The organism is Staphylococcus pseudintermedius, from assembly GCF_001792775.2.
Lineage (GTDB): Bacteria > Bacillota > Bacilli > Staphylococcales > Staphylococcaceae > Staphylococcus > Staphylococcus pseudintermedius.
This window is the reverse complement of sequence record NZ_MLGE02000019.1, coordinates 1-22929: the sequence shown is the minus strand read 5'-3', so window position 1 is coordinate 22929 and position 22929 is coordinate 1. Positions and strand designations below refer to the sequence as shown.

19 protein-coding genes, 8 tRNA genes and 1 rRNA gene are annotated in these 22929 nt (G+C 40.3%); all 28 read left to right on the top strand.

Translation table 11 applies throughout. The features are described from left to right. The first annotated feature begins 43 nt into the window (after positions 1 to 43). Positions 44 to 1009, top strand: coding sequence for a ribose-phosphate diphosphokinase (locus tag BJK46_RS11040; protein ID WP_014614805.1), 966 nt, complete (start codon positions 44 to 46; stop codon positions 1007 to 1009). Between the two features lie 137 nt (positions 1010 to 1146). Next, positions 1147 to 1797: a 50S ribosomal protein L25/general stress protein Ctc gene (locus BJK46_RS11035; RefSeq protein ID WP_014614804.1), complete on the top strand. Its 651-nt coding sequence runs from the start codon at positions 1147 to 1149 to the stop codon at positions 1795 to 1797. A 459-nt stretch (positions 1798 to 2256) separates the two neighbouring features. After that, on the top strand, positions 2257 to 2829 hold the full coding sequence (gene pth / locus BJK46_RS11030; RefSeq protein ID WP_099997407.1) for an aminoacyl-tRNA hydrolase: 573 nt from the start codon (positions 2257 to 2259) through the stop codon (positions 2827 to 2829). Between the two features lie 5 nt (positions 2830 to 2834). After that, positions 2835 to 6338, top strand: a complete 3504-nt coding sequence (gene mfd / locus BJK46_RS11025; RefSeq protein WP_373366354.1) for a transcription-repair coupling factor — start codon at positions 2835 to 2837, stop codon at positions 6336 to 6338. Further along, a complete protein-coding gene (locus BJK46_RS11020; protein ID WP_065354630.1) occupies positions 6328 to 7860 on the top strand; it encodes an oligosaccharide flippase family protein in 1533 nt (510 codons plus the stop codon). Before mfd ends, BJK46_RS11020 begins: the two co-directional genes overlap by 11 nt. Beyond that, positions 7857 to 9044, top strand: a complete 1188-nt coding sequence (locus tag BJK46_RS11015) for a MazG nucleotide pyrophosphohydrolase domain-containing protein (protein ID WP_099997507.1) — start codon at positions 7857 to 7859, stop codon at positions 9042 to 9044. The genes BJK46_RS11020 and BJK46_RS11015 overlap by 4 nt, the downstream gene beginning before the upstream one ends. Beyond that, entirely contained in the window at positions 9031 to 9288 is a 258-nt protein-coding gene (locus tag BJK46_RS11010; protein ID WP_014614799.1) for an RNA-binding S4 domain-containing protein, read from the top strand. Before BJK46_RS11015 ends, BJK46_RS11010 begins: the two co-directional genes overlap by 14 nt. Before the next feature lie 27 nt (positions 9289 to 9315). Beyond that, positions 9316 to 9705, top strand: a complete 390-nt coding sequence (locus BJK46_RS11005; RefSeq protein WP_014614798.1) for an FtsB family cell division protein — start codon at positions 9316 to 9318, stop codon at positions 9703 to 9705. A gap of 139 nt (positions 9706 to 9844) precedes the next feature. After that, positions 9845 to 10222 carry a S1 domain-containing RNA-binding protein gene (locus BJK46_RS11000; RefSeq protein ID WP_014614797.1) on the top strand — a complete coding sequence of 126 codons (378 nt, stop codon included), beginning with the start codon at positions 9845 to 9847 and terminating at the stop codon, positions 10220 to 10222. Positions 10223 to 10304: 82 nt separating this feature from the next. Beyond that, positions 10305 to 11594: a tRNA lysidine(34) synthetase TilS gene (gene tilS, locus BJK46_RS10995; RefSeq protein WP_103263590.1), complete on the top strand. Its 1290-nt coding sequence runs from the start codon at positions 10305 to 10307 to the stop codon at positions 11592 to 11594. Next, a complete protein-coding gene (gene hpt / locus BJK46_RS10990) occupies positions 11584 to 12123 on the top strand; it encodes a hypoxanthine phosphoribosyltransferase (RefSeq protein WP_014614795.1) in 540 nt (179 codons plus the stop codon). The genes tilS and hpt overlap by 11 nt, the downstream gene beginning before the upstream one ends. Positions 12124 to 12238: 115 nt before the next feature. Then, positions 12239 to 14353: an ATP-dependent zinc metalloprotease FtsH gene (gene ftsH, locus BJK46_RS10985; protein WP_103263591.1), complete on the top strand. Its 2115-nt coding sequence runs from the start codon at positions 12239 to 12241 to the stop codon at positions 14351 to 14353. A gap of 454 nt (positions 14354 to 14807) precedes the next feature. Continuing rightward, on the top strand, positions 14808 to 15692 hold the full coding sequence (gene hslO, locus BJK46_RS10980) for an Hsp33 family molecular chaperone HslO (protein WP_014614793.1): 885 nt from the start codon (positions 14808 to 14810) through the stop codon (positions 15690 to 15692). Positions 15693 to 16215: 523 nt separating this feature from the next. Continuing rightward, entirely contained in the window at positions 16216 to 17145 is a 930-nt protein-coding gene (gene cysK, locus BJK46_RS10975) for a cysteine synthase A (RefSeq protein WP_014614792.1), read from the top strand. Between the two features lie 221 nt (positions 17146 to 17366). Continuing rightward, complete coding sequence (gene folP, locus BJK46_RS10970) at positions 17367 to 18170, top strand: dihydropteroate synthase (RefSeq protein ID WP_014614791.1); 804 nt, start codon at positions 17367 to 17369, stop codon at positions 18168 to 18170. Continuing rightward, positions 18160 to 18531, top strand: a complete 372-nt coding sequence (folB, locus tag BJK46_RS10965) for a dihydroneopterin aldolase (protein WP_014614790.1) — start codon at positions 18160 to 18162, stop codon at positions 18529 to 18531. Before folP ends, folB begins: the two co-directional genes overlap by 11 nt. After that, positions 18524 to 19009 carry a 2-amino-4-hydroxy-6-hydroxymethyldihydropteridine diphosphokinase gene (gene folK / locus BJK46_RS10960; RefSeq protein ID WP_014614789.1) on the top strand — a complete coding sequence of 162 codons (486 nt, stop codon included), beginning with the start codon at positions 18524 to 18526 and terminating at the stop codon, positions 19007 to 19009. Before folB ends, folK begins: the two co-directional genes overlap by 8 nt. 44 nt (positions 19010 to 19053) lie before the next feature. Further along, on the top strand, positions 19054 to 20046 hold the full coding sequence (gene dusB / locus BJK46_RS10955; RefSeq protein ID WP_014614788.1) for a tRNA dihydrouridine synthase DusB: 993 nt from the start codon (positions 19054 to 19056) through the stop codon (positions 20044 to 20046). A 22-nt stretch (positions 20047 to 20068) separates the two neighbouring features. After that, positions 20069 to 21556 (top strand): lysine--tRNA ligase, encoded by a 1488-nt coding sequence (gene lysS, locus BJK46_RS10950; RefSeq protein ID WP_015728597.1) that lies wholly within the window; start codon positions 20069 to 20071, stop codon positions 21554 to 21556. A 411-nt stretch (positions 21557 to 21967) separates the two neighbouring features. Continuing rightward, positions 21968 to 22082 (top strand): 5S ribosomal RNA (gene rrf / locus BJK46_RS10945). Between the two features lie 9 nt (positions 22083 to 22091). Next, positions 22092 to 22167: transfer RNA gene (locus BJK46_RS10940), tRNA-Val, on the top strand. Between the two features lie 2 nt (positions 22168 to 22169). Then, positions 22170 to 22245: transfer RNA gene (locus BJK46_RS10935), tRNA-Thr, on the top strand. Positions 22246 to 22251: 6 nt separating this feature from the next. Next, positions 22252 to 22327: transfer RNA gene (locus tag BJK46_RS10930), tRNA-Lys, on the top strand. A gap of 15 nt (positions 22328 to 22342) precedes the next feature. Further along, a tRNA-Gly gene (locus tag BJK46_RS10925) sits at positions 22343 to 22417 on the top strand. Positions 22418 to 22425: 8 nt separating this feature from the next. After that, positions 22426 to 22514, top strand: a tRNA-Leu gene (locus BJK46_RS10920). A gap of 11 nt (positions 22515 to 22525) precedes the next feature. Further along, positions 22526 to 22602 (top strand) — tRNA-Arg (locus BJK46_RS10915). Positions 22603 to 22611: 9 nt separating this feature from the next. Continuing rightward, a tRNA-Pro gene (locus tag BJK46_RS10910) sits at positions 22612 to 22685 on the top strand. Between the two features lie 17 nt (positions 22686 to 22702). Next, positions 22703 to 22778 (top strand) — tRNA-Ala (locus BJK46_RS10905). Positions 22779 to 22929: the final 151 nt, after the last annotated feature.

Below are 22929 nucleotides of genomic sequence, written 5' to 3'. Positions count from 1 at the left end.
AAATAAAAAGAGTGACCAAAACAAAATTGGAGGATTCATAATAATGTTAAACACCGAATATAAAAATTCGTCTTTGAAAATTTTCTCGTTGAAAGGTAACGAACCACTTGCACAAGAAGTCGCAGATCATGTAGGTGTTGAATTAGGTAAATGTACAGTTAAACGTTTTAGTGATGGTGAAATTCAAATTAATATTGAAGAAAGTATTCGTGGTTGTGATGTGTTCATTATCCAACCGACTTCTAACCCTGTAAATGTACATTTGATGGAACTTCTTATTATGATTGATGCATGTAAACGTGCTTCAGCAGCAAACATTACTATTGTTGTGCCATACTACGGTTATGCACGCCAAGACCGTAAAGCCCGCAGCCGTGAGCCAATTACAGCGAAGTTAGTTGCTGATTTATTCGAAACAGCTGGCGCGGATCGTATGATTGCATTAGATTTACATGCACCTCAAATTCAAGGATTCTTTGATATTCCGATTGATCACTTAATGGGTGTACCGATCTTAGCGGACTATTTCTTGAAAAATAAAGAAATCGATCCAGAAAAAAGTGTTGTTGTATCACCAGACCATGGCGGTGTGACACGCGCACGTAAATTAGCAGATATTCTGAAAACACCTATCGCAATTATTGATAAACGTCGTCCAAAACCGAATGTGGCAGAAGTGATGAATATCGTGGGTGAAATTGAAGGACGTACAGCGATTATTATTGATGACATTATTGATACGGCGGGTACGATTACTTTAGCGGCGCAAGCGTTAAAAGATAAAGGTGCCACAGAAGTATTCGCATGTTGTACACACCCAGTATTATCAGGTCCAGCGAAAGAGCGTATTGAAAATTCAGCCATTAAAGAATTAGTCGTAACGAACTCAATCCAATTAAACGACGAACAAAAGCCAAACAATATTACAGAACTTTCTGTAGCAGAATTGTTAGCACAAGCGATTGTACGTGTGTATGAACGCGAATCTGTGAGTGTATTATTTGACTAATGCATGTTGACTTATTATCAGCCCTCGTGTAAAATGGGTCTGTTCGTGTCAATACGGACAAATACACACTTGCAAGCAACATAGGTTGATGGGCAAGTGCAGCACAACAGTGTGCAATGGAAAGGTGGAAAATGAATATGGCTTCATTAAAGTCTATTATTCGTCAAGGTAAACAAACTCGCGGTGACTTACGTAAGATCCGTGAAGCAGGTAAAGTACCAGCAGTTGTTTATGGTTACGGTACTAAAAACGTATCAGTTAAAGTAGATGAAGTAGAATTCATCAAATTGATTCGTGAAGTTGGACGTAACGGTGTGATTGAACTTGGTGTAGGTTCAAAACAAATCAAAGTAATGGTATCAGATTATCAATACGACTCACTTAAAAACCAAATTACACATATTGACTTCTTAGCAATCAATATGACTGAAGAGCGTACTGTAGAAGTACCTGTTCACTTAATTGGTGAAGCACCTGGTGCTAAAGAAGGTGGCGTAGTTGAACAACCATTATTCAACTTAGAAATTACTGCTACACCAGACAGCATTCCTGAATATATCGAAGTGGATATTAGCGAATTAAACATCAACGACAGCTTATCAGTAGCTGACGTTAAAGTTTCTGGTGACTTCACTATCGAAAACGAAGCTGAAGATACAATCGTTTCAGTTGTTGCACCTACTGAAGAGCCAACTGAAGAAGAAATCGAAGCAATGGAAGGCGCATCTACTCAAGAAGAACCAGAAGTTGTGGGTGAATCTTCAGAAGAGGAAGCAAAAGAAGAATAAAAATGATATCAATATCATTGCAAGAAGAGCTGAGCCTTATGGGTGTCAGCTCTTTTTAGCGTTGTCGTTAACTTTTGGTTCAAGGCGACACGATGGAGACAAATGTTAAAAAAGGGGCGTACCAAGCGATGGCCCTTTTTTGAAATGGCCAATGAAAAAGAATGCCTGCTGAAAAGTAGTTCAATATGAGAAACGTGAAAAAAGCATTCGTGATTTGTGCCGTTGCATAATGTGAAAAGACATGATTAATGGTGTTAAACGTGGCATGAACGCCTATTCGGATTTGAATGTCATCGTATCGCGATTTCGAATTTTCGATAAGTTGTGAGTGTTTCGAATAGAAGTTCTATAATAGGAATAGGACGATTCACCAAGTTCAAGGTCAAATGTGTTAATATAGGGATATTAAACGCAAATGATGAATAGAGCGTAGGAGAAAGACAAACATGGAGGTCAATGATGAAGTGTATTGTAGGCTTAGGTAATATAGGGAAGAAGTATGAATATACGAGACATAATATCGGTTTTGAAGTCATCGATCATCTACTTGATAGACATCAAATCAAACTTGACAAGCAAAAGTTTCGTGGTGCATATACGATAGAGCGCATCAATGGTGAAAAAGTGATGCTCATCGAACCATTGACTTTGATGAATTTGTCAGGTGAAGCAGTGGCCCCTCTGATGGATTACTATGATGTTGAGGTTGATGATTTGCTCGTATTGTACGATGATTTAGATTTAGCACAAGGTCATGTACGTTTGCGTCAAAAAGGCAGCGCTGGTGGTCATAACGGTATGAAATCAATCATCCAAATGTTAGGCACGAGCGACTTTAAACGGATTCGTATTGGTATCGATCGTCCTTCGAATGGGATGGCGGCCAAGGATTATGTATTACAGCGCTTTTCAACCAATGAAATGAAAGTGATGGATACAGTCATTCAACATGTGGCAGATGCAGTGGAAGCATTTATAGGAAACGAAAAATTCGAAAATGTAATGAATCGATATAATGGTGAGGCTAAGTGAAATCAATAATCAATGAAATTATAAATAGAGACTCGAGATTTAAAGATTTAGCAGAGCAAGTCGGTCAATCCAATGTGCTCGTGACAGGATTAACCCCTGCCGCGAAAGCATCTATCATTGCGGAACTTTATCAATCGGACCACCGCCAAGTTGTTTTGGTTACAAATAATTTATATCAGGCGGACAAGATTGAAGCAGATTTATTACAGTTTGTTCCGGATGATGAAGTGTATAAATATCCTGTTCAAGATATGATGACAGAAGAATTTTCAACGCAAAGCCCAGAATTGATGAGTGAACGCGTACGAACGTTAACAGCACTCGCGAATGATCGTCGCGGGTTATTTATCGTCCCCTTAAATGGCTTGAAAAAGTTGCTCACACCTAAAGAAATGTGGCGTGACCATCAAATGACTTTTGAAGTGGGCGACGATATTGAGATTGACGCGCTTTTAGAAAAATTAGTGAGCATGGGATACCGACGTGAATCGGTCGTGTCCAATATTGGTGAATTTTCGGTGCGTGGTGGCATTATTGATGTGTATCCGTTACTAGGTGAACCGATTCGAATTGAACTGTTCGATACGGAAGTGGATTCGATTCGTCAATTCGATGTAGAAACGCAACGTTCATCAGAAAATATCGACAGCGCGGAAATTACGACAGCGCACGATTATATTATGACAGAGGCCGTCCGACAACAGATGATGACAGCTTTGAAGTCTGCTTACGAAACGACGAGACCTAAAATTGACAAGTCAGTACGCCAAGATTTGAAAGAGACGTATGATAGTTTTCAAATGGTTGAGGATACGCATTTTGATCCCCAAATATTGCGTCGTTTAGTTGCATTTATGTATGAGAAGCCTACAACCATTTTAGATTACCTTAAAGATAACGCGATCATTTTAGTTGATGAATACAATCGTGTTCGCGAAACTGAGGAATCTTTGTCGGTTGAAACTGAAGACTTTTTACAAAATTTGATTGAAAGTGGTAAAGGCTTTATCGGACAGCGTTTTATGGATGATGAGGCATTTGATCGAATGTTACGCCAGTTCAAAATTACGTTTTTCACGTTATTTACTGCCTCAATGCAAATGAAGTTAGACGACATGATTAAGTTTTCATGTAAACCGGTCCAACAATTTTACGGGCAATACGACATCATGACTTCTGAATTTCAACGCTATATGCGACAAGAAGACCGTGTCGTCGTCATGGTAGAAACGGCAACGAAAAAAGAACGTATTCAGGCGATGTTAAGCGAAATGCATATCCCTACACTGTTAGAGCCTGACGTTGACACAATGGCGGCGGGACATGCGGCAATCATTGAGGGCAGCTTGTCAGAAGGCTTCGAACTCCCTTACATGTCGCTCGTTGTGGTGACAGAACGTGAATTGTTTAAGTCTAAGCAGAAAAAGAGCACGAAAAAGCGTCGTAAAACATTAAGTAATGCGGAAAAAATTAAATCATACCAAGAATTGAATGTCGGCGATTATGTCGTGCACGTGCATCATGGTGTAGGTCGCTACCTCGGCGTGGAAACACTAGCGGTAGGTGATGTACACCGCGACTATATTAAAATTCAATATCAAGGCACAGACCAACTCTTTGTACCTGTTGATCAAATGGAGCAAGTGCAAAAATATGTAGGTTCGGAAGATAAATCGCCAAAGCTGTATAAGTTAGGCGGTAGTGAATGGAAGAAAACGAAAGCGAAAGTTCAGCGCAGTGTAGAAGACATTGCGGACGAACTGATAGCTTTATATAAAGAACGCGAACAATCTGTCGGTTATCAATTTGGGCCAGATACAGCAGAACAATATGCGTTTGAAATGGACTTCCCATATGATTTAACGGATGACCAAGCGAAATCGATTATCGAAATTAAAAATGACATGGAAAGCCAAAGACCTATGGACCGTCTGTTATGCGGTGACGTAGGTTACGGTAAAACTGAAGTGGCTGTCAGAGCGGCGTTCAAAGCAGTTATGTCAGGGAAACAGGTCGCATTTTTAGTACCGACAACCATTTTAGCGCAACAACATTATGAAACGTTGATTGAGCGGATGCGTGATTTCCCTGTCGAAATTCATTTAATGAGCCGCTTCCGTACTCCTAAAGAAGTGCGCGAGACAAAAGAAGGTTTGAAATCAGGCTTTGTGGACATCGTTGTAGGGACACATAAGTTACTCGGTAAAACAGTTGAGTATAAAGATTTAGGTTTACTCATTGTCGATGAAGAACAGCGATTTGGTGTGCGTCACAAAGAAAAAATTAAGCAGTTAAAAGCAAATGTCGATGTACTGACATTAACTGCGACACCGATTCCGCGTACGTTGCATATGAGTATGTTGGGCGTGCGTGACCTGTCGATTATTGAAACACCACCAGAAAACCGTTTCCCAGTCCAAACGTACGTCCTAGAGCAAAACACTAACTTTATTAAAGAAGCTTTAGAACGGGAACTTTCTCGAGATGGCCAAGTGTTTTATCTCTACAACCGTGTCAGTTCCATATATGAAAAACGTGAACAGCTTCAAATGTTGATGCCAGACGCTTCAATTGGTGTCGCGCACGGTCAATTGCCAGAACGTGACTTGGAAGAAACGATGCTCGACTTTATTAATGGAGAGTACGACATTTTAGTGACGACGACGATTATCGAAACAGGTGTCGATGTACCGAATGCAAATACACTCATTATTGAAGATGCCGATCGTTTTGGCTTGAGCCAGCTGTACCAATTACGTGGACGTGTCGGTCGTTCGAGCCGTATCGGGTATGCGTATTTCCTTCACGCAACGAACCGTGTATTGAATGAAGTTGCTGAAGAACGTCTCCAAGCAATTAAAGAATTTACCGAACTTGGCAGTGGCTTTAAAATTGCGATGCGTGACTTGAACATTCGGGGTGCAGGTAACTTACTCGGTAAACAACAGCACGGTTTCATTGATTCGGTCGGCTTTGACTTGTACTCACAAATGTTAGAAGAAGCGGTGAACGAAAAACGTGGCATTAAAGAAGAAACGCCGGTTCCTGAGCTTGAGTTAGATTTGAAACTCGATGCATATTTACCAGCTGAATACATTCGTAATGAACAAGCGAAAATTGAAATTTACAAGAAGTTGAGAGCGACTGAAAGTATGGAGCAATTGATGGATATTAAAGATGAATTGCTTGATCGTTTCAATACGTATCCAACAGAGGTTGAGCAATTGTTAGATTCTGTAGAGATTAAAGTCCATCTCCTTCACGTCGGTGTGCAGTCCGTGAAAGATACAGGCAAAACGATTGAAATTTTATTAACCCCAAAAGGTACAAATGATATTGACGGTGAAGCGTTATTTAAAAATACAATCGCGCTCGGTCGTGCAATGAAAGTCGGCGTACAAGATGGCTGTATGAAAGTGACGTTGACAAAAGGAAAACAATGGCTCGAATCACTGAAATTTTTAGCGAAGACGTTGGAAGAAAGTTTGAGACTCCCGCATGAAATCTAACACAGCATTTAATGGTGTCGTCGTCCTGACGTTAGGATTGATTGTCGTCAAAGTATTGAGTGCTTTGTATCGGGTACCTTATCAAAATGTACTCGGTGATGAAGGATTGTATGCGTATCAACAAATTTATCCTATTGTCGCATTAGGTGTGGTCTTGTCGAGCAATGCGTTGCCGAGTGCGTATACTCAAATGTTAGGGCATCAGCGTGTATCAAAACCATTCTTCATTCGGTTATGTCGAATATTGACAAGTGTAGGTATAGTCATTTGCGCGCTGATGTTCATCGGTGCGAAAGTGGTCGCGTTGTTAATGGGTGATCCGCAATTAACGCCGATGATTCGAGCGGCAAGTTTCAGTTTTGTTTCTGTTGGGGCACTCGGTTTGTTGCGTGGTTATTTTCAATCCAAATACGAAATGCACATGCCTGCGTATTCACAAGTGTTGGAACAATTGGTTCGCGTCGGTTTAATCGGTGTTGTGATTGGATTGTTTGTCTTTCAGGACTTGTCGATTTATCAGGCGGGAACATGGGCCATTGTCGCGTCAACTGCAGGTTTTGTAGTAGCGACGGTGTTGTTAGCTTTCAAAAGTCATCTTTCTACTACGTCTATTGATCAAGAAAACTTGCAGTGGCGTCGTTTTTTCATTGCGACAGTCGTCTTTGCAATCAGTCATTTAATCGTTATTTTATGGCAAGTGGTCGATAGCTTTACCATTGTGAATATGTTGCGTTACGGTACTGGACTCACGTTTGATGAAGCGATTACGCAAAAAGGGATTTTCGATCGTGGTGCGTCCTTTATTCAAATGGGACTTATCGTCACAACGACCTTCTGTTTCGTGTTAATTCCACTATTGACAGATACGAAGAAAAACGGGCAGCGCCAACAAATGCATAGTTATGCGAATGCCTCACTGAAGATTACGATTGTGATCAGCAGTGCGAGCGGTATTGGGCTGATTAATTTAATACCGTTACTTAACCGTGTCTTTTTTGAACGCGCAGAATTGACAGGCACATTGTCGCTATATATGTTGACTGTCATATGCGTGTCACTCATTATGATGTACATCGCGTTGCTAGAAGTGCATGAAGAATTTCGTATGATTATGAAAGCGCTCGTCATCGGAATCGTTACAAAAGGTGTGCTCAACATCATCGTGATTCCGTTGTTTGGTATTTTGGGTGCAAGTGTAGCGACGGTGAGTTCTTTAGTCGTGTTTGTTGTGGTCTTACATCATCGTGTCGTACAGCTCTATCGTCTTCACGCTTTGCGAAAGTTTTATGTGAAACTGGTTTTAGCTTTATTGGTCATGACAACTGTTGTACAATTATGTCATTATCTTATTCCTACTGAGACACGTTTCGGAGGTTTGATTGAACTTCTTATTGCAGCGATGGTCGGCGTGGGTACCATCGTCTTCATGCTCTTGTACCTCAATATTTTAAGTGAAGAAGAGTGGATTCATTTACCGTTTGGCGACAAAGTCATTTCGTGGGAGAAAGGAAGAAAGTCATGACACACCAACTGACAATTATAGGATTAGGGAACTACGGTTTAGACGAATTACCCGTTAGTATTTACAAATTAATTCAACAACAAGCTAAAATTTATGTGCGTACGAAAAATCATCCCGTAATCGCACAATTAGAAGGCATCGCGATCGAAAGTTTTGACGATGTATACGAAGCGCATGAAACGTTCGAACCAGTGTATCAAGCGATAACAGAGCGATTGTTCGAATATGCGCAACATGAAGACATTGTGTATGCTGTGCCGGGTCATCCGCGCGTGGCTGAGACAACGACACAGTTATTGTTGCAAAATGCACTCAAACACAATGTGGCAGTTAAAGTGTTAGGTGGACGTAGCTTTATTGATGATGTATTTGAAGCGGTCGATGTCGACCCGAACGATGGCTTTACGATGTTAGATGCAACAGCGTTAACGGTGGACATGCTCAATCCGCGGACAGCAACAGTCATTACGCAAGTTTATAGTGACATGGTTGCCGGTAACTTAAAGTTATCCTTGATGGAACGTTACCCGGATGACTTTGAAGTGATGGTCGTTGACGGGGCACATCAAGGTGGGGCACAAGTGACGCGTTGTCCAATATATGCATTAGATCATGATGTGACGTATACGAATTTAACGAGCGTCTTTGTGCCGAAAGTGACTGATGAGACAGCCTTGTATGGTGACTTTGATTATGCGGATCAAGTGATTGCGCGTTTAGTTGACGATGAACATGGTTGCCCTTGGGATAAAGTCCAAACGCACCAAACGTTAAAGCGCTATTTGCTTGAAGAAACGTACGAGTTATTTGAAGCGATCGATAACGAAGATGATTGGCATATGATTGAAGAGCTCGGCGACATCTTGTTACAAGTGTTGTTGCATACGAATATCGGTCGTAAAGAAGGGTACATGGATACGCGTGAAGTCGTAGTAAGTTTGACTGAAAAGATGATTCGTCGTCATCCGCACATTTTTGGTGATGAAAGTGCGCAAAATGTCGACGATGTGAAATCGATTTGGCAAACTGAAAAGCAAGCAGAAGGTAAAAAAGAACGCGTTAAATTTGAGAAAGTATTTGCGACCTATTTCTTAAAATTGTATGATGAAGTCAAAAATAAAGACTTTACGGAAGAAGAACTTAAAGCTTATATAGAACAGGGGGGCAATTATGAGACTCGATAAGTATTTAAAAGTGTCACGATTAATTAAACGTCGTACACTCGCTAAAGAACTGAGCGATCAAGGTCGTGTTGCGGTGAATGGGCACACTGCCAAAGCGGGGACAGACGTGAAAATAGATGATGAGTTAGTGATTCAATTTGGTCAAAAAATCGTTACGGTTAAAGTCACAGGATTAAATGAGCATGCGACAAAAGAAAATGCTAAAGGGATGTTCGAACTCGTTAAAGAAGCGCGCATTCAATAAAGGGTAAATAAAGAAAGGTGACGCCCCATGGCCCAAAAAATTCAAAATATCGGCAACCAGTATACAAGCCAAAAAAATGCTAAAAAGCAACGACATGAACGCCGGAAAAAAGTTGTAAAAAAACGCATCTCTGTTTTCGGAGGGATATTGCTTGCCATCATTATTGTGCTGTTAATTATGTTGATGGTACAAGTGAAAGGGAACCACGAAGCATCAGTAGAACGTCAAAAGAAAGAAGCACAATATCAAAAGTTACAAGATCAAGAAATTGAATTAAAAGAACAACTGAACAATCTGAATGATGAAGCGTATGTCGAAAAAATCGCGAGAGATGAGTACTATTTAAGTAATGATGGTGAAATTATTTTTAAATTACCAGAGGACGCCAAGAACGATAAGCAGTCCGGGAAAAAGTAGCAAACTTTTAGACTTGGATTGTCAACAAGTAAAAAACGTAAAGAAAAAAGGCGATGTTCAATTTGCCATTGTGAAAACAGTTAAACAAACGTATAATAGAACTATATATCGAACTAAAGCGGGAGGATGCATTATAACAATGTCAATCGAAGTAGGAAGTAAGTTAAAAGGTAAAGTCACTGGTATCAAAAAATTTGGTGCATTCGTGGAGTTGCCTGAAGGAAAAAGTGGGCTAGTTCATATTAGTGAAGTAGCAGACAACTATGTCGAAAATGTAGAAGACCATTTAACAGTCGGTGATGAAGTAGAAGTAAAAGTATTATCTATTGCAGATGATGGTAAAATTAGTTTATCTATTAAAAAAGCAAAAGAGCGCCCGCGTAAGCAAAAACCGGCGCAAAAACCAGAAGACTTTGAGAAAAAGCTATCTAACTTTTTAAAGGATAGTGAAGACAGACTTACTTCTATTAAGCGTCAAACAGAATCAAGACGTGGCGGCAGAGGTTCACGTCGTTAAGTATTGATAATCACTTAGAGGTTGAGAAACGAAGGATAACTTTGACTCTCAGCCTCTATTTTAATGTAGGAGTGGCATCGATATGCAACAAAACTGGAAGGCTACAGACCATATCGTCGTTGCGGTTTCGACAGGAATTGATAGTATGGTACTGCTGCATCAATTGCTATATGATGAGACATTAACGTATCGCCAATTGACTTGTTTACACGTACATCATGGCTTGAGAGAGGCGTCAAAGCAAGAGGCAACATTCATTCAACATTACTGTGAACAGCATGACATTCCGTTCTATATGAAGCGACTGGACTTGTCGGATGTGGTGGCAGAAGGACGAAGTATTCAAAATGATGCAAGGGAGATGCGTTATCAATGGTTTGATACGATGATGCACCAATTGGACGCGGACGGTTTGCTCACTGCGCACCACGAGGATGATCAAGTGGAAACGATTTTTTACCGGTTGTTTACTGGGAAAAGTACACGCAGTTCGCTCGGCATGTCAACCATTGAAGCGCGTAACGGATATCGTTTGTACAGACCGTTGTTAAATACATCGAAACATGTCATTCGAGCGTATCAACAGCAACATGATGTCCCTTATTTTGAAGATACGTCGAATGCAAGCAATACCTATGTCCGCAATGATATTCGCAATCGAATCTTGCCACAAATTGACGAGAATGCGCAGTTAAAGTCGCAACAATTGCTAAAACTTAAAGCGTGGTATGATGAAGCGTTCATGTTGATGCAACATGAAGTAGACAACTTTATCGAGCGATTTGTGACAACAAACGCACATTCTTTTACTGTATCAAGATACGCTTTCAACGCCTTGACGTACCATGTTAAAATATTAACCTTGGATACATTGTTGCATCAATTTGAGGATACCGTTACGATAAGTGAGCGTGCGTATGCTGATTGGTTACAAAAATTAGCTGGTCCGGTCGCACAAACACAATTGATGCACACAAACCAATGGCATGCTGATATCGTGTATGATAAATTAGTAATAATGGCGCCAATGCAAAAAAGCTTAGATACATATACTATACAGGTGACTGAAGCGGGAACGTATCGCTTTGGTTGTTATGACGTTCAGATTACTGACATGACTGATTTGCCTGGCTCAAAATTGTGCATTCGTTCTCGTCAACCCGGCGACCGTATTGCACGACATGATGGGCATCATAAAAAAGTATCGCGGCTGATGATTGATGCAAAAGTTCCTGCATATTTGAGAGCACAAATACCGATCATCGAAACGACGCATGGAGACATTTTAGCTGTAGGCACGTTGTATATTCAGCAACACTATCAAGGTGCAATTAAGATTCAATTTATGGGAGATGACATACATGAAAAATGATGTAAAAGAAGTGTTATTAACGGAGGAGGACATTCAACAGATTTGTCGTACATTAGGTGAAACAATCACAGCAGATTATCAGGGGAAAGATCTGTTTTGTGTCGGTATTTTAAAAGGGTCAGTCTTATTCATGACAGACTTAATTAAACATATCGACTTGCCACTTGCGATTGATTTTATGGATGTATCAAGTTATCACGGTGGTACAGAATCAACAGGTGAAGTACAAATTTTAAAAGATTTAAGTTCATCAATCGAAAATAAAGATGTGTTAATCGTTGAAGATATTCTTGAAACGGGTACGACATTAAAATCTATCACAGAATTATTACAATCTCGCCGTGTGAACTCATTAGAAATTGTGACATTACTCGATAAACCAAACCGTCGTAAAGCGGATATTGAAGCGAAATATGTTGGTAAAAAAATTCCCGATGAGTTTGTGATTGGCTATGGTTTGGACTATCAAGAAAAGTATCGTAACTTACCTTATATTGGTACGCTAAAATCTGAAGTGTACGCAAAATAATCGCGTTGAATGGGGCATGTCCCTAGCGTTGATAAAAGTCAATTACTAGCCATTTGTGTAACAATTATGGTAAAATTTTTATTAGTTTTATATTTGAAGTAGGAGGAAACGACGCATGCAGAAAGCTTTTCGTAATGTGCTGTTTATAGCCATTGTCGGCGTTGTTATCTTTGGGCTATTTTCATGGATTAACGGCAATGGAAATGTACCTAAAGAGTTAACTTACACGCAATTTATTCAAAAGTTGGATAATGGAGAACTGAAATCTTTAGAAATTCAACCAGAAAATAATGTTTATAAAGTGAGCGGTAAGTTAAAAAATAATGACGATTATGCCTCAACAATTTTGTTTAATAATGATCAAGAATTGAATAAAGTTACTGAAACAGCCAAAGACCAAAAAGGATTAGATTTTACTGTTAAAGAAGAAGAAGGACAGAGTGTATTTGTAAGTATTATTTCTACATTAATTCCTGTTTTAGTGATTGCTCTACTCTTTATTTTCTTCCTTAGCCAAGCACAAGGCGGCGGTGGTGGCGGTCGTATGATGAACTTTGGTAAGTCCAAAGCGAAAATGTACGATAGTCAAAAAGGCCGTGTACGCTTCACAGATGTTGCGGGAGCAGATGAAGAGAAACAAGAACTCATTGAAATTGTTGACTTTTTGAAAGATAACAAGAAATTCAAACAAATGGGTTCACGTATCCCGAAAGGTGTCTTATTAGTAGGGCCACCAGGTACAGGTAAAACATTGCTTGCACGTGCAGTAGCGGGTGAAGCAGGTGTGCCGTTCTTCTCAATTAGTGGTTCGGACTTTGTTGAGATGTTTGTCGGTGTCGGTGCGAGCCGTGTCCGTGATTTATTCGAAAATGCGAAGAAAAATGCGCCGTGTATCATTTTTATAGATGAGATCGATGCAGTGGGTCGTCAACGTGGAGCAGGTGTTGGCGGTGGGCATGATGAACGTGAACAAACATTAAACCAACTTCTTGTAGAGATGGATGGTTTTGGTGAAAATGAAGGTATCATCATGATTGCGGCGACAAACCGTCCTGACATCTTAGACCCTGCGTTATTACGTCCAGGCCGTTTTGACCGTCAAATTCAAGTCGGACGTCCAGATGTGACAGGCCGTGAAGCCATTTTACATGTTCATGCTAAAAACAAGCCTTTAGACGAAACAGTAGACCTTAAAGCGATTGCACAACGTACACCGGGCTTCTCTGGTGCGGATTTAGAAAACTTACTCAACGAAGCGTCTTTAATTGCGGCGCGTAGTGGTAAGAAAAAAATCGATATGCGTGATATTGAAGAGGCGACAGACCGCGTTATTGCAGGTCCAGCTAAAAAATCGCGTGTCATTTCTGAAAAAGAACGTAATATCGTTGCCCATCATGAAGCAGGACATACTATCATCGGTATGGTGCTTGACGAAGCTGAAGTGGTGCACAAAGTAACTATCGTACCACGTGGTCAAGCGGGTGGTTACGCAATGATGTTACCTAAACAAGACCGTTTCTTAATGACTGAACCAGAATTACTCGATAAGATTTGTGGTTTACTCGGTGGACGTGTCGCTGAAGATATTATCTTTAACGAAGTCTCAACAGGTGCGTCAAATGACTTTGAACGTGCTACACAAATCGCACGTGAAATGGTGACGAAATACGGTATGAGTAAAAAACTAGGTACTGTACAATTCTCACATGGCGGCGGACAAGTCTTCTTAGGTAAAGACATGTCGGGTGAACCTGAATATTCAGGTCAAATCGCCTTTGAAATTGACAAAGAAGTACAACGCATCATTAAAGAACAATATGAACGTTGTAAACAAATCTTGTTAGACCACGAATCCCAATTAAAATTAATCGCTAAGACGTTATTAACTGAAGAAACATTGGTTGCAGAACAAATTCAATCATTATTCCATGAAGGGCATTTACCAGAAGTGAATTATGATGATGCAAAAGTCGTTAACCATTCTGAAAATAAAGCGTTTGACGAAGGGAAATATGGTAAGTCTTATGATGACATTCGTCGAGAACAACAAGAATTGACAGGACGCGCAAACCGTGATCAATCAGAACGACGCAATGAAGACGAAACAACCAATGAGACTGAGCCAAAAGACAGTGAAGACACACAACAAAATGACAATGGCGATACAACGGGTTATGAACAAGAGCCAAACATTGATCGTCCAGGTAATGATCAACCGCCACTTCAATAAGCGATAAGCATCAGGGCTTTTCTTGAAAGCAGAACACTTTTAAGAAAAGTCCTTTTTATAATTGGTGAACACTGATGGTGAAGTGGTGCCCCTTTTCAAAAGCATGATGGTATAAGTGGGGGTAAAATTTGATAAAAGCACTTGCAAAAAAGTAAGAAAGCGAAGTCATGAGGGCAATCAAAGCCAAAAATCATTATGGGCAAGTTAAATAAAATACCGCATCAATCGCATCCCAAATTTTATGGCCTCTCCACTTTCGCTAATTTGAATGTAAAAGTTATATTTACCTCTATACATGATAAAGTTGTAGGAAGCATTTTAGTTGAGTCGTACGAGACTTCCGCGTATGATAATGCAAAGTAGTGACCCTCCAATTAAAATAGCGACGGACATAGATGACCATTAATCAATAACACAGAATAAACTGCACAAATTTAAGGAGTGATATAGCAAAATGACACATGACTATTTAGTAAAAGCGTTGGCCTTTAACGGAGAAATTCGTGCATATAGTGTAAACGCAACGGAAACGATTCAAGAAGCACAAAAGCGTCATTATACGTGGCCCACTGCATCTGCAGCTTTAGGTCGAACAATGACAGCAAGTTTAATGATGGGTGCTATGTTAAAAGGTGACCAAAAATTAACAGTAACGGTAGACGGCGATGGCCCAATCGGTAAAATTATTGCTGATGCAGATGCGAAAGGGAAAGTGAGAGGTTATGTGACGAATCCTCAAACGCACTTTCCGCTCAATGAACAAGGCAAATTAGATGTGCGTCGTGCAGTCGGAACAACGGGCGCAATCAATGTCGTAAAAGATGTGGGCATGCGTGATTATTATACAGGGAGTAGCCCTATCATTTCAGGTGAACTCGGTGAAGACTTCACATATTATTTTGCGAACAGTGAACAAGTCCCTTCATCAGTGGGGGTTGGTGTACTTGTTAACCCAGATAACTCTATCAAAGCAGCAGGAGGATTTATCCTTCAAGTCATGCCGGGTGCCAAAGATGAAACCATCGATCGTTTAGAAGCAGCGATTAGCACGATGAAACCTGTATCGACATTAATTGATGAAGGTTTAACACCAGAAGAAATGTTAGAAACGATTTTAGGTAAAGACAATGTGACAATTTTAGAAAGCATGCCGACTGAATTCGAATGTAACTGTAGCCACGATAAATTTTTAAATGCTATCAAAGGTTTAGGTCAAGCCGAAATTGAAGATATGATTGCAAAAGATCACGGTGCAGAAGCGGAATGTCATTTCTGTCGCTCACGTTATTCATTTTCCGAAGATGAATTGAAGGCGTTACTTGCTGAAATGCCATCTTAAACACATGTAACAAGCTGGAATAAAAATTTTGATGATATTTAATTTAATATTTTCCTTAACTTGCCCTCATGAACACGCATTCTTTAAGGTTGCCGGTATGGATTCGCTTTTCCAGAGACTTGTCTTAACTCGCCAACACTTCATGATCTTGTTATATTAGAAGTAGCATTGGCGGTTTTTCAATCCCCCTACATTTTGGCAATTTTACATTGATAACTTTAGCACATGAGGGCAAGTTTTGAGTTTGATGAACAATTTCAAAATCGTTATCGTCTCACATGAATTGATGGCTAATTAAGTCACTTTTAAACGACTTCATTTCTTCTCGGTCTTCAATGATATAGAATGGAGTATGCGAGCCTTTTAAACGATATAGGCGTTAACATCGGTCGATATCTTGATAAAAAACAGTTGCGACTTAGAATGTGCTTTTGCTCGCGTACATTTAGTGGTACACTATAGATATCCGATATAATAGCTATGTTTTAACGAGAAAATTAATTGAAAAGTGAGGTTGTTGAGGATGGTCAGAAAACCAGTGGATAATATTACAGACATTATTGGTCAAACACCTGTTGTTAAGTTACGTCATCAAGCAGGTGAAGATGCTGCAGACATTTATGTGAAATTAGAATATCAGAATCCAGGCGGCTCTGTGAAAGACCGTATTGCCTTAGCGATGATTGAACAAGCAGAAAAAGAAGGCAAAATTAAGCCAGGCGATACAATTGTCGAACCTACTTCAGGAAATACAGGTATCGGTTTAGCATTTGTATGTGCGGCAAAAGGTTATAAAGCTGTTTTCACAATGCCTGAAACAATGAGTATGGAACGTCGTAACTTATTAAAAGCTTACGGTGCAGAACTCGTATTGACACCGGGTGCAGAAGCGATGAAAGGTGCAATTAAAAAAGCGAAAGAACTTAAAGAGACACATGGCTATTTTGAACCACAACAATTCGAAAACCCAGCTAACCCCAAAGTGCATGAATTAACAACAGGTCCAGAACTTGTAGAACAATTTGAAGGCCGTACCATCGACGCCTTTTTAGCAGGTGTAGGTACGGGTGGTACTTTGTCAGGTGCTGGTAAAGTGTTAAAAGAAAAATATCCAGACATTCAAATCGTTGCCATCGAACCTGAAGACTCACCAGTATTAAGTGGTGGCGAACCAGGACCTCATAAATTACAAGGTTTAGGTGCGGGCTTTATACCAGGTACGTTAAACACAGAAATTTATGATGAAATTATTAAAGTCGGCAATGAAGTAGCGATGGAAACATCTCGTCGTGTTGCTAAAGAAGAAGGTATCTTAGGCGGTATTTCTTCAGGTGCGGCAATTTATGCGGCGATTCAAAAAGCGAAAGAACTAGGTAAAGGTAAGACAGTTGTAACGGTATTGCCAAGTAATGGTGAGCGTTACCTTTCTACACCACTTTATAATTTTGAATAAGAGACAACAGTAGGGCTGTGCACATACAGTCCTGCTTTTTTATTGCATTTTAGTGATACGGCTATAGAAAATGATGTGTCTCACTTAGACATCAAGTATGCTTATCATTCCGCTTTGAAGACGATGGCTGACATTGTATGAAAGCTTCAGAAATTTGTTATAATATACCTATTCTAAGGTGGATGTGAATGGTTGAATGAGGCGGAAAGGAAGATTGTAACATGCCACAAACACAAATTATGGGTATTTTAAATGTCACACCGGATTCGTTTTCAGATGGTGGGCGCTTTAATGAAGTTGATCGCGCGGTTGAACATGGGACTAAGATGGTTGAACAAGGCGCACATATCATTGATGTAGGAGGCGTATCCACACGTCCAGGTCACGAGGAAGTCACAGAGGAAGTCACAGTGGAGGAAGAACTTGCACGTGTCATCCCGGTCGTTAAAGCTTTACAACATTTGGACGTCACTATTTCAGTCGATACATTTCGAAGCGAAGTTGCAGAAGCTGCACTTGAAGCGGGTGCTACAATGATTAATGATCAGTGGGCAGGGCTTTATGATTCACGCATGTTTCAAGTGGTTGCGAAATACGACGCAGAAGTCATTTTAATGCATAATGGTGATGGCGAGCGGAACGTACCGGTGATGGACGAAATGCTTGTCATGTTATTAAAGCAAGCGAATAAAGCGGTGCTCGCCGGGATTGATCGTGAACGTATTTGGCTTGATCCGGGTATTGGATTTGCGACAACGCGTGAAGAAGAACAAGAAGTGATGTCACGGTTAGATGAACTTGTTGCAACAGGTTATAAAGTTTTGTTAGCGACGAGTCGAAAGCGTTTGATTAAATTTTTACTCGGTGGCGACAATCAAGTTGATGAGCGCGATGAAGCGACGGCAGCCACAACAGCTTACGGTATTATGAAAGGTGTACATGGTGTTCGTGTACATAATGTTTTAATGAATGCACGATTGGCCAAAACAATGGATGCGTTGAAAGGATATGAAGATGGAAGATAAAATATTTTTAAAAGGACTTGAATTTTATGCGTATCATGGCGCGCTCCCTGCAGAAAATGAAATCGGTCAAATTTTTACCGTTGATGTTGAAATGAAAGTGGATTTAAGTGTAGCAGGTACGTCTGATCGCGTGGAAGATACTGTACATTACGGTGAAGTATATGAAGATATCAAAGCCATTATGCATGGTTCTGCTGTGCAATTAATTGAACATCTTGCGGAACGTATTGCATTACGTATAAATTCACACTATAATCGTGTAATGGAAACGAAAGTTAGAATCACTAAAAAAAATCCACCTATACCTGGTTATTATCAAGGGGTCGGTGTAGAAATTGTGAGGGCGAATCACCATGATTGATGTGTATTTAGGTTTAGGCAGTAACATGGGTGACCGAGAAGCACAGTTAAAAGCAGCGATTGATTTATTAGATGCTCATGACAAGATTAATGTTGTTGCGATTTCACCTATTTATGAAACGAAGCCGGTCGGATATACAGAACAACCTGATTTTTTGAATTTATGCTTACACATTCAAACACAACTTTCTGCACAAGACTTGTTAAAGGTCGCTTTAGAAACTGAGGCAGAGTTACATCGTGTACGTAAAGTGCGATGGGGCCCACGTACAATGGATATTGACATTTTATTGTACGGCGATGAAATCATTGAAGAGGATGATTTAACGGTGCCGCACCCGCGTATGACTGAACGTGCTTTTGTGATGGTACCATTAAATGATATTGCTGCCAATGTTACCGAACCGCATTCGGGCCAAAAAATTCAACAGATCGTACCTCATGATGATACAGTAGTAAAATATAAAGCAATATTGTGATGGATTTTGGTGATTGACTTTGAATATATTGGAGGAAATTTGAAATGTGGAAAATTGGCGACGTTGAAATTGAAAACAGAGTCGTGCTTGCGCCTATGGCAGGTGTGTGTAACTCAGCATTTCGACTTACTGTAAAAGAGTTCGGTGCCGGGCTAGTGTGCGCAGAAATGGTGAGCGATAAAGCGATTTTGTTTAACAACCCAAAAACGATGAAAATGTTATACATCGATGAAAATGAACGTCCATTATCGTTACAAATTTTTGGTGGTGAAAAAGAAACATTAGTCGAAGCTGCCGAATATGTAGATAAAAATACAACAGCTGACATTATTGATATTAATATGGGCTGTCCAGTATCAAAAATCATTAAATGTGAAGCGGGTGCACGTTGGTTATTAGATCCGAACAAAATTTATGAAATGGTGTCGGCGGTAACAGAACGTGTGAGCAAGCCTGTGACATGTAAAATGCGTATCGGCTGGGATGAGGACCATATCTTCGCCGTTGAAAATGCAAAAGCTGCTGAACGTGCTGGTGCTGCGGCGATTTCGCTACATGGTCGCACACGTGTTCAAATGTACGAAGGTAAGGCAGATTGGGATATTATTCGTCAAGTGAAAGAAGCAGTTAACATTCCTGTCATCGGTAATGGTGACGTTACGAGTCCAGAACTTGCTGAAAAGATGCTTAAAGAGACAGGTGTGGATGCAGTCATGATTGGACGTGAAGCATTAGGCAATCCATGGATGATTTATCGTACGGTGCATTATTTAGAAACAGGCGAGTTAATTGATGAGCCTCAAATCGACGAAAAAATTGAGATTGCTTTATTACACTTGAATCGTCTCGTAGATTTAAAAGGTGAAAAAGTGGGCGTTATGGAAATGCGCAAACACGCGTCATGGTACCTTAAAGGTGTCAGAGGCAATGGTAAAGCGCGTAAAGCATTAAACCAGGCAGAAACCTTAGCCGAAATGACTGAGATTTTAACAGAATTCCGTGATGAACAAATGGAAAAACAAAAAATAGAGGCATAAGAAGCGAAAAGGAGAGGTAAGCATGACAGAAGAATTGAATGACCAAATGCAGGTCCGTCGACAAAAATTACAAGAATTAAGAGACTTAGGGATTGATCCATTCGGTGAGAAGTTTGAGCGTACTGGAACTGCGGAAACGTTAAAAGCTCAATGGGATCAATACGCAAAAGAAGAACTTGCTGAAAAAGAAACGGAAAGTCATACGGTAATTGCAGGTCGTATTATGACAAAACGTGGTAAAGGTAAAGCAGGATTTGCGCACGTTCAAGATTTATCGGGTCAAATTCAAATTTATGTACGTAAAGACCAAGTGGGTGACGCACAATTTGGTATTTGGAATACTGCAGACTTAGGTGATATTGTCGGCGTTGAAGGTATTATGTTTAAAACAAATACTGGAGAATTATCAGTAAAAGCGAAGTCATTCAAACTTTTATCTAAAGCGTTACGTCCATTACCGGACAAACATCACGGTTTACAAGATATTGAACAACGCTACCGTCAACGTTATCTTGACTTAATTACCAACGAAGAAAGCACGCAAACATTTATTAATCGTAGCCGTATTCTTCAAGAAATGCGTAATTACCTTAATGAAAAAGGGTTTTTAGAAGTGGAAACACCAATGATGCATCAAATCGCAGGGGGTGCTGCAGCGAAGCCATTCGTGACACACCACAACGCATTGGATGCAACACTTTACATGCGTATTGCCATCGAACTACACCTTAAACGTTTAATCGTAGGTGGTTTGGAGAAAGTATATGAAATCGGACGTGTATTCCGTAACGAAGGTGTTTCTACACGTCATAACCCAGAATTTACGATGATTGAATTGTATGAAGCGTATGCAGATTACAAAGATATTATGTCATTAACTGAAGAATTAGTTGCACACATCGCTCGTCGCGTATTAGGTACAACTTCAGTTCAGTACGGTGATGAAACAATTAATTTAGAACCACAATGGCGTAGATTACACATGGTCGATGCCGTTAAAGAAGCGACAGGTGTAGACTTTTATGAAGTGAAATCAGACAAAGAAGCACACGAATTAGCGAAAGCACATGGTATTGAAGTAGATGATAATATGAAGTATGGTCACATTCTAAATGAATTTTTCGAACAAAAAGTAGAAGAAACTTTAATTCAACCGACATTCATTTATGGTCATCCAATTGAAATCTCTCCTTTAGCTAAGAAGAACCCTGAAGATCCACGTTTCACTGATCGCTTTGAGTTGTTTATTGTAGGTCGCGAACATGCGAATGCGTTCACAGAATTAAATGACCCAATCGATCAACGTCAACGCTTTGAAGCACAATTAGTAGAAAAAGAGCAAGGTAACGACGAAGCACATGAAATGGATGAGGATTTCATTGAGGCATTAGAATACGGTATGCCGCCAACAGGTGGATTAGGTATCGGTATTGACCGCCTCGTGATGTTATTAACGAATTCTCCATCTATTCGTGACGTGTTATTATTCCCATATATGCGCCAAAAATAAGATGTATTATTAATCGCTTGTACATTGTCTATTCAGTGTACAGGCGTTTTTTAGCTTTAGTAAAGGAGAAAAGGATGAACACGAGGGACACTTCATATTGCGATGTGTAGAGGAGAGAATACTATGATGCATGGTGAATGGATATGGCGAGACTAGGTTGGTTTCACATGTGGTGGGCACAGAAATGGTCATGCAAATCGGTTTGAATTTATTTTAAAAAAAGGTGTTAAAAAGTGTTGACTTTGAAAAGATAATTGAGTATTATATAAAAGTCGTCAAATTGAACGGCAAAACAAATTTAAAATGTTTGTAAAAAACTTAAACAAAGTGTAAAATTAACTATTGAAAAGTATTTGCAAAACATGTATTATAAAAAGGTAGCCGATAAGCTACTTAATAAAATAATTATTGTCTGGTGACAATGGCAAAGAGGTCACACCTGTTCCCATGCCGAACACAGAAGTTAAGCTCTTTAGCGCCGATGGTAGTCGGACTTACGTTCCGCGAGAGTAGGACGTTGCCAGGCATTACATATGGAGAATTAGCTCAGCTGGGAGAGCATCTGCCTTACAAGCAGAGGGTCGGCGGTTCGATCCCGTCATTCTCCACCATTGCCGGCCTAGCTCAATTGGTAGAGCAACTGACTTGTAATCAGTAGGTTGGGGGTTCAAGTCCTCTGGCCGGCACCATTTTATGAGCCATTAGCTCAGTTGGTAGAGCATCTGACTTTTAATCAGAGGGTCAGAGGTTCGAATCCTCTATGGCTCACCATTCGAATACTATTGAGCAGAAGTAGTTCAGCGGTAGAATACGACCTTGCCAAGGTCGGGGTCGCGGGTTCGAATCCCGTCTTCTGCTCCATTATTTTTGCCGGGGTGGCGGAACTGGCAGACGCACAGGACTTAAAATCCTGCGGTGAGAGATCACCGTACCGGTTCGATTCCGGTCCTCGGCACCATCTTTAATTATGCGCCCGTAGCTCAATTGGATAGAGCGTTTGACTACGGATCAAAAGGTTATGGGTTCGACTCCTATCGGGCGCGCCATCTTAATAACGGGAAGTAGCTCAGCTTGGTAGAGCACTTGGTTTGGGACCAAGGGGTCGCAGGTTCAAATCCTGTCTTCCCGACTTCTGTAAAATAACATGGGGGCTTAGCTCAGCTGGGAGAGCGCCTGCTTTGCACGCAGGAGGTCAGCGGTTCGATCCCGCTAGTCTCCACCATTATATATTTGAAATGAACATTGAAAACTGAATGACAATATGTCAACGTTAATTCCAATAATTTGAGTACTTCAAAAGTACTTTCGAGAGTGATTGACTTAAACAATCAACGAGCTATATCAAGCTTACTTCTTTTATGGAGAGTTTGATC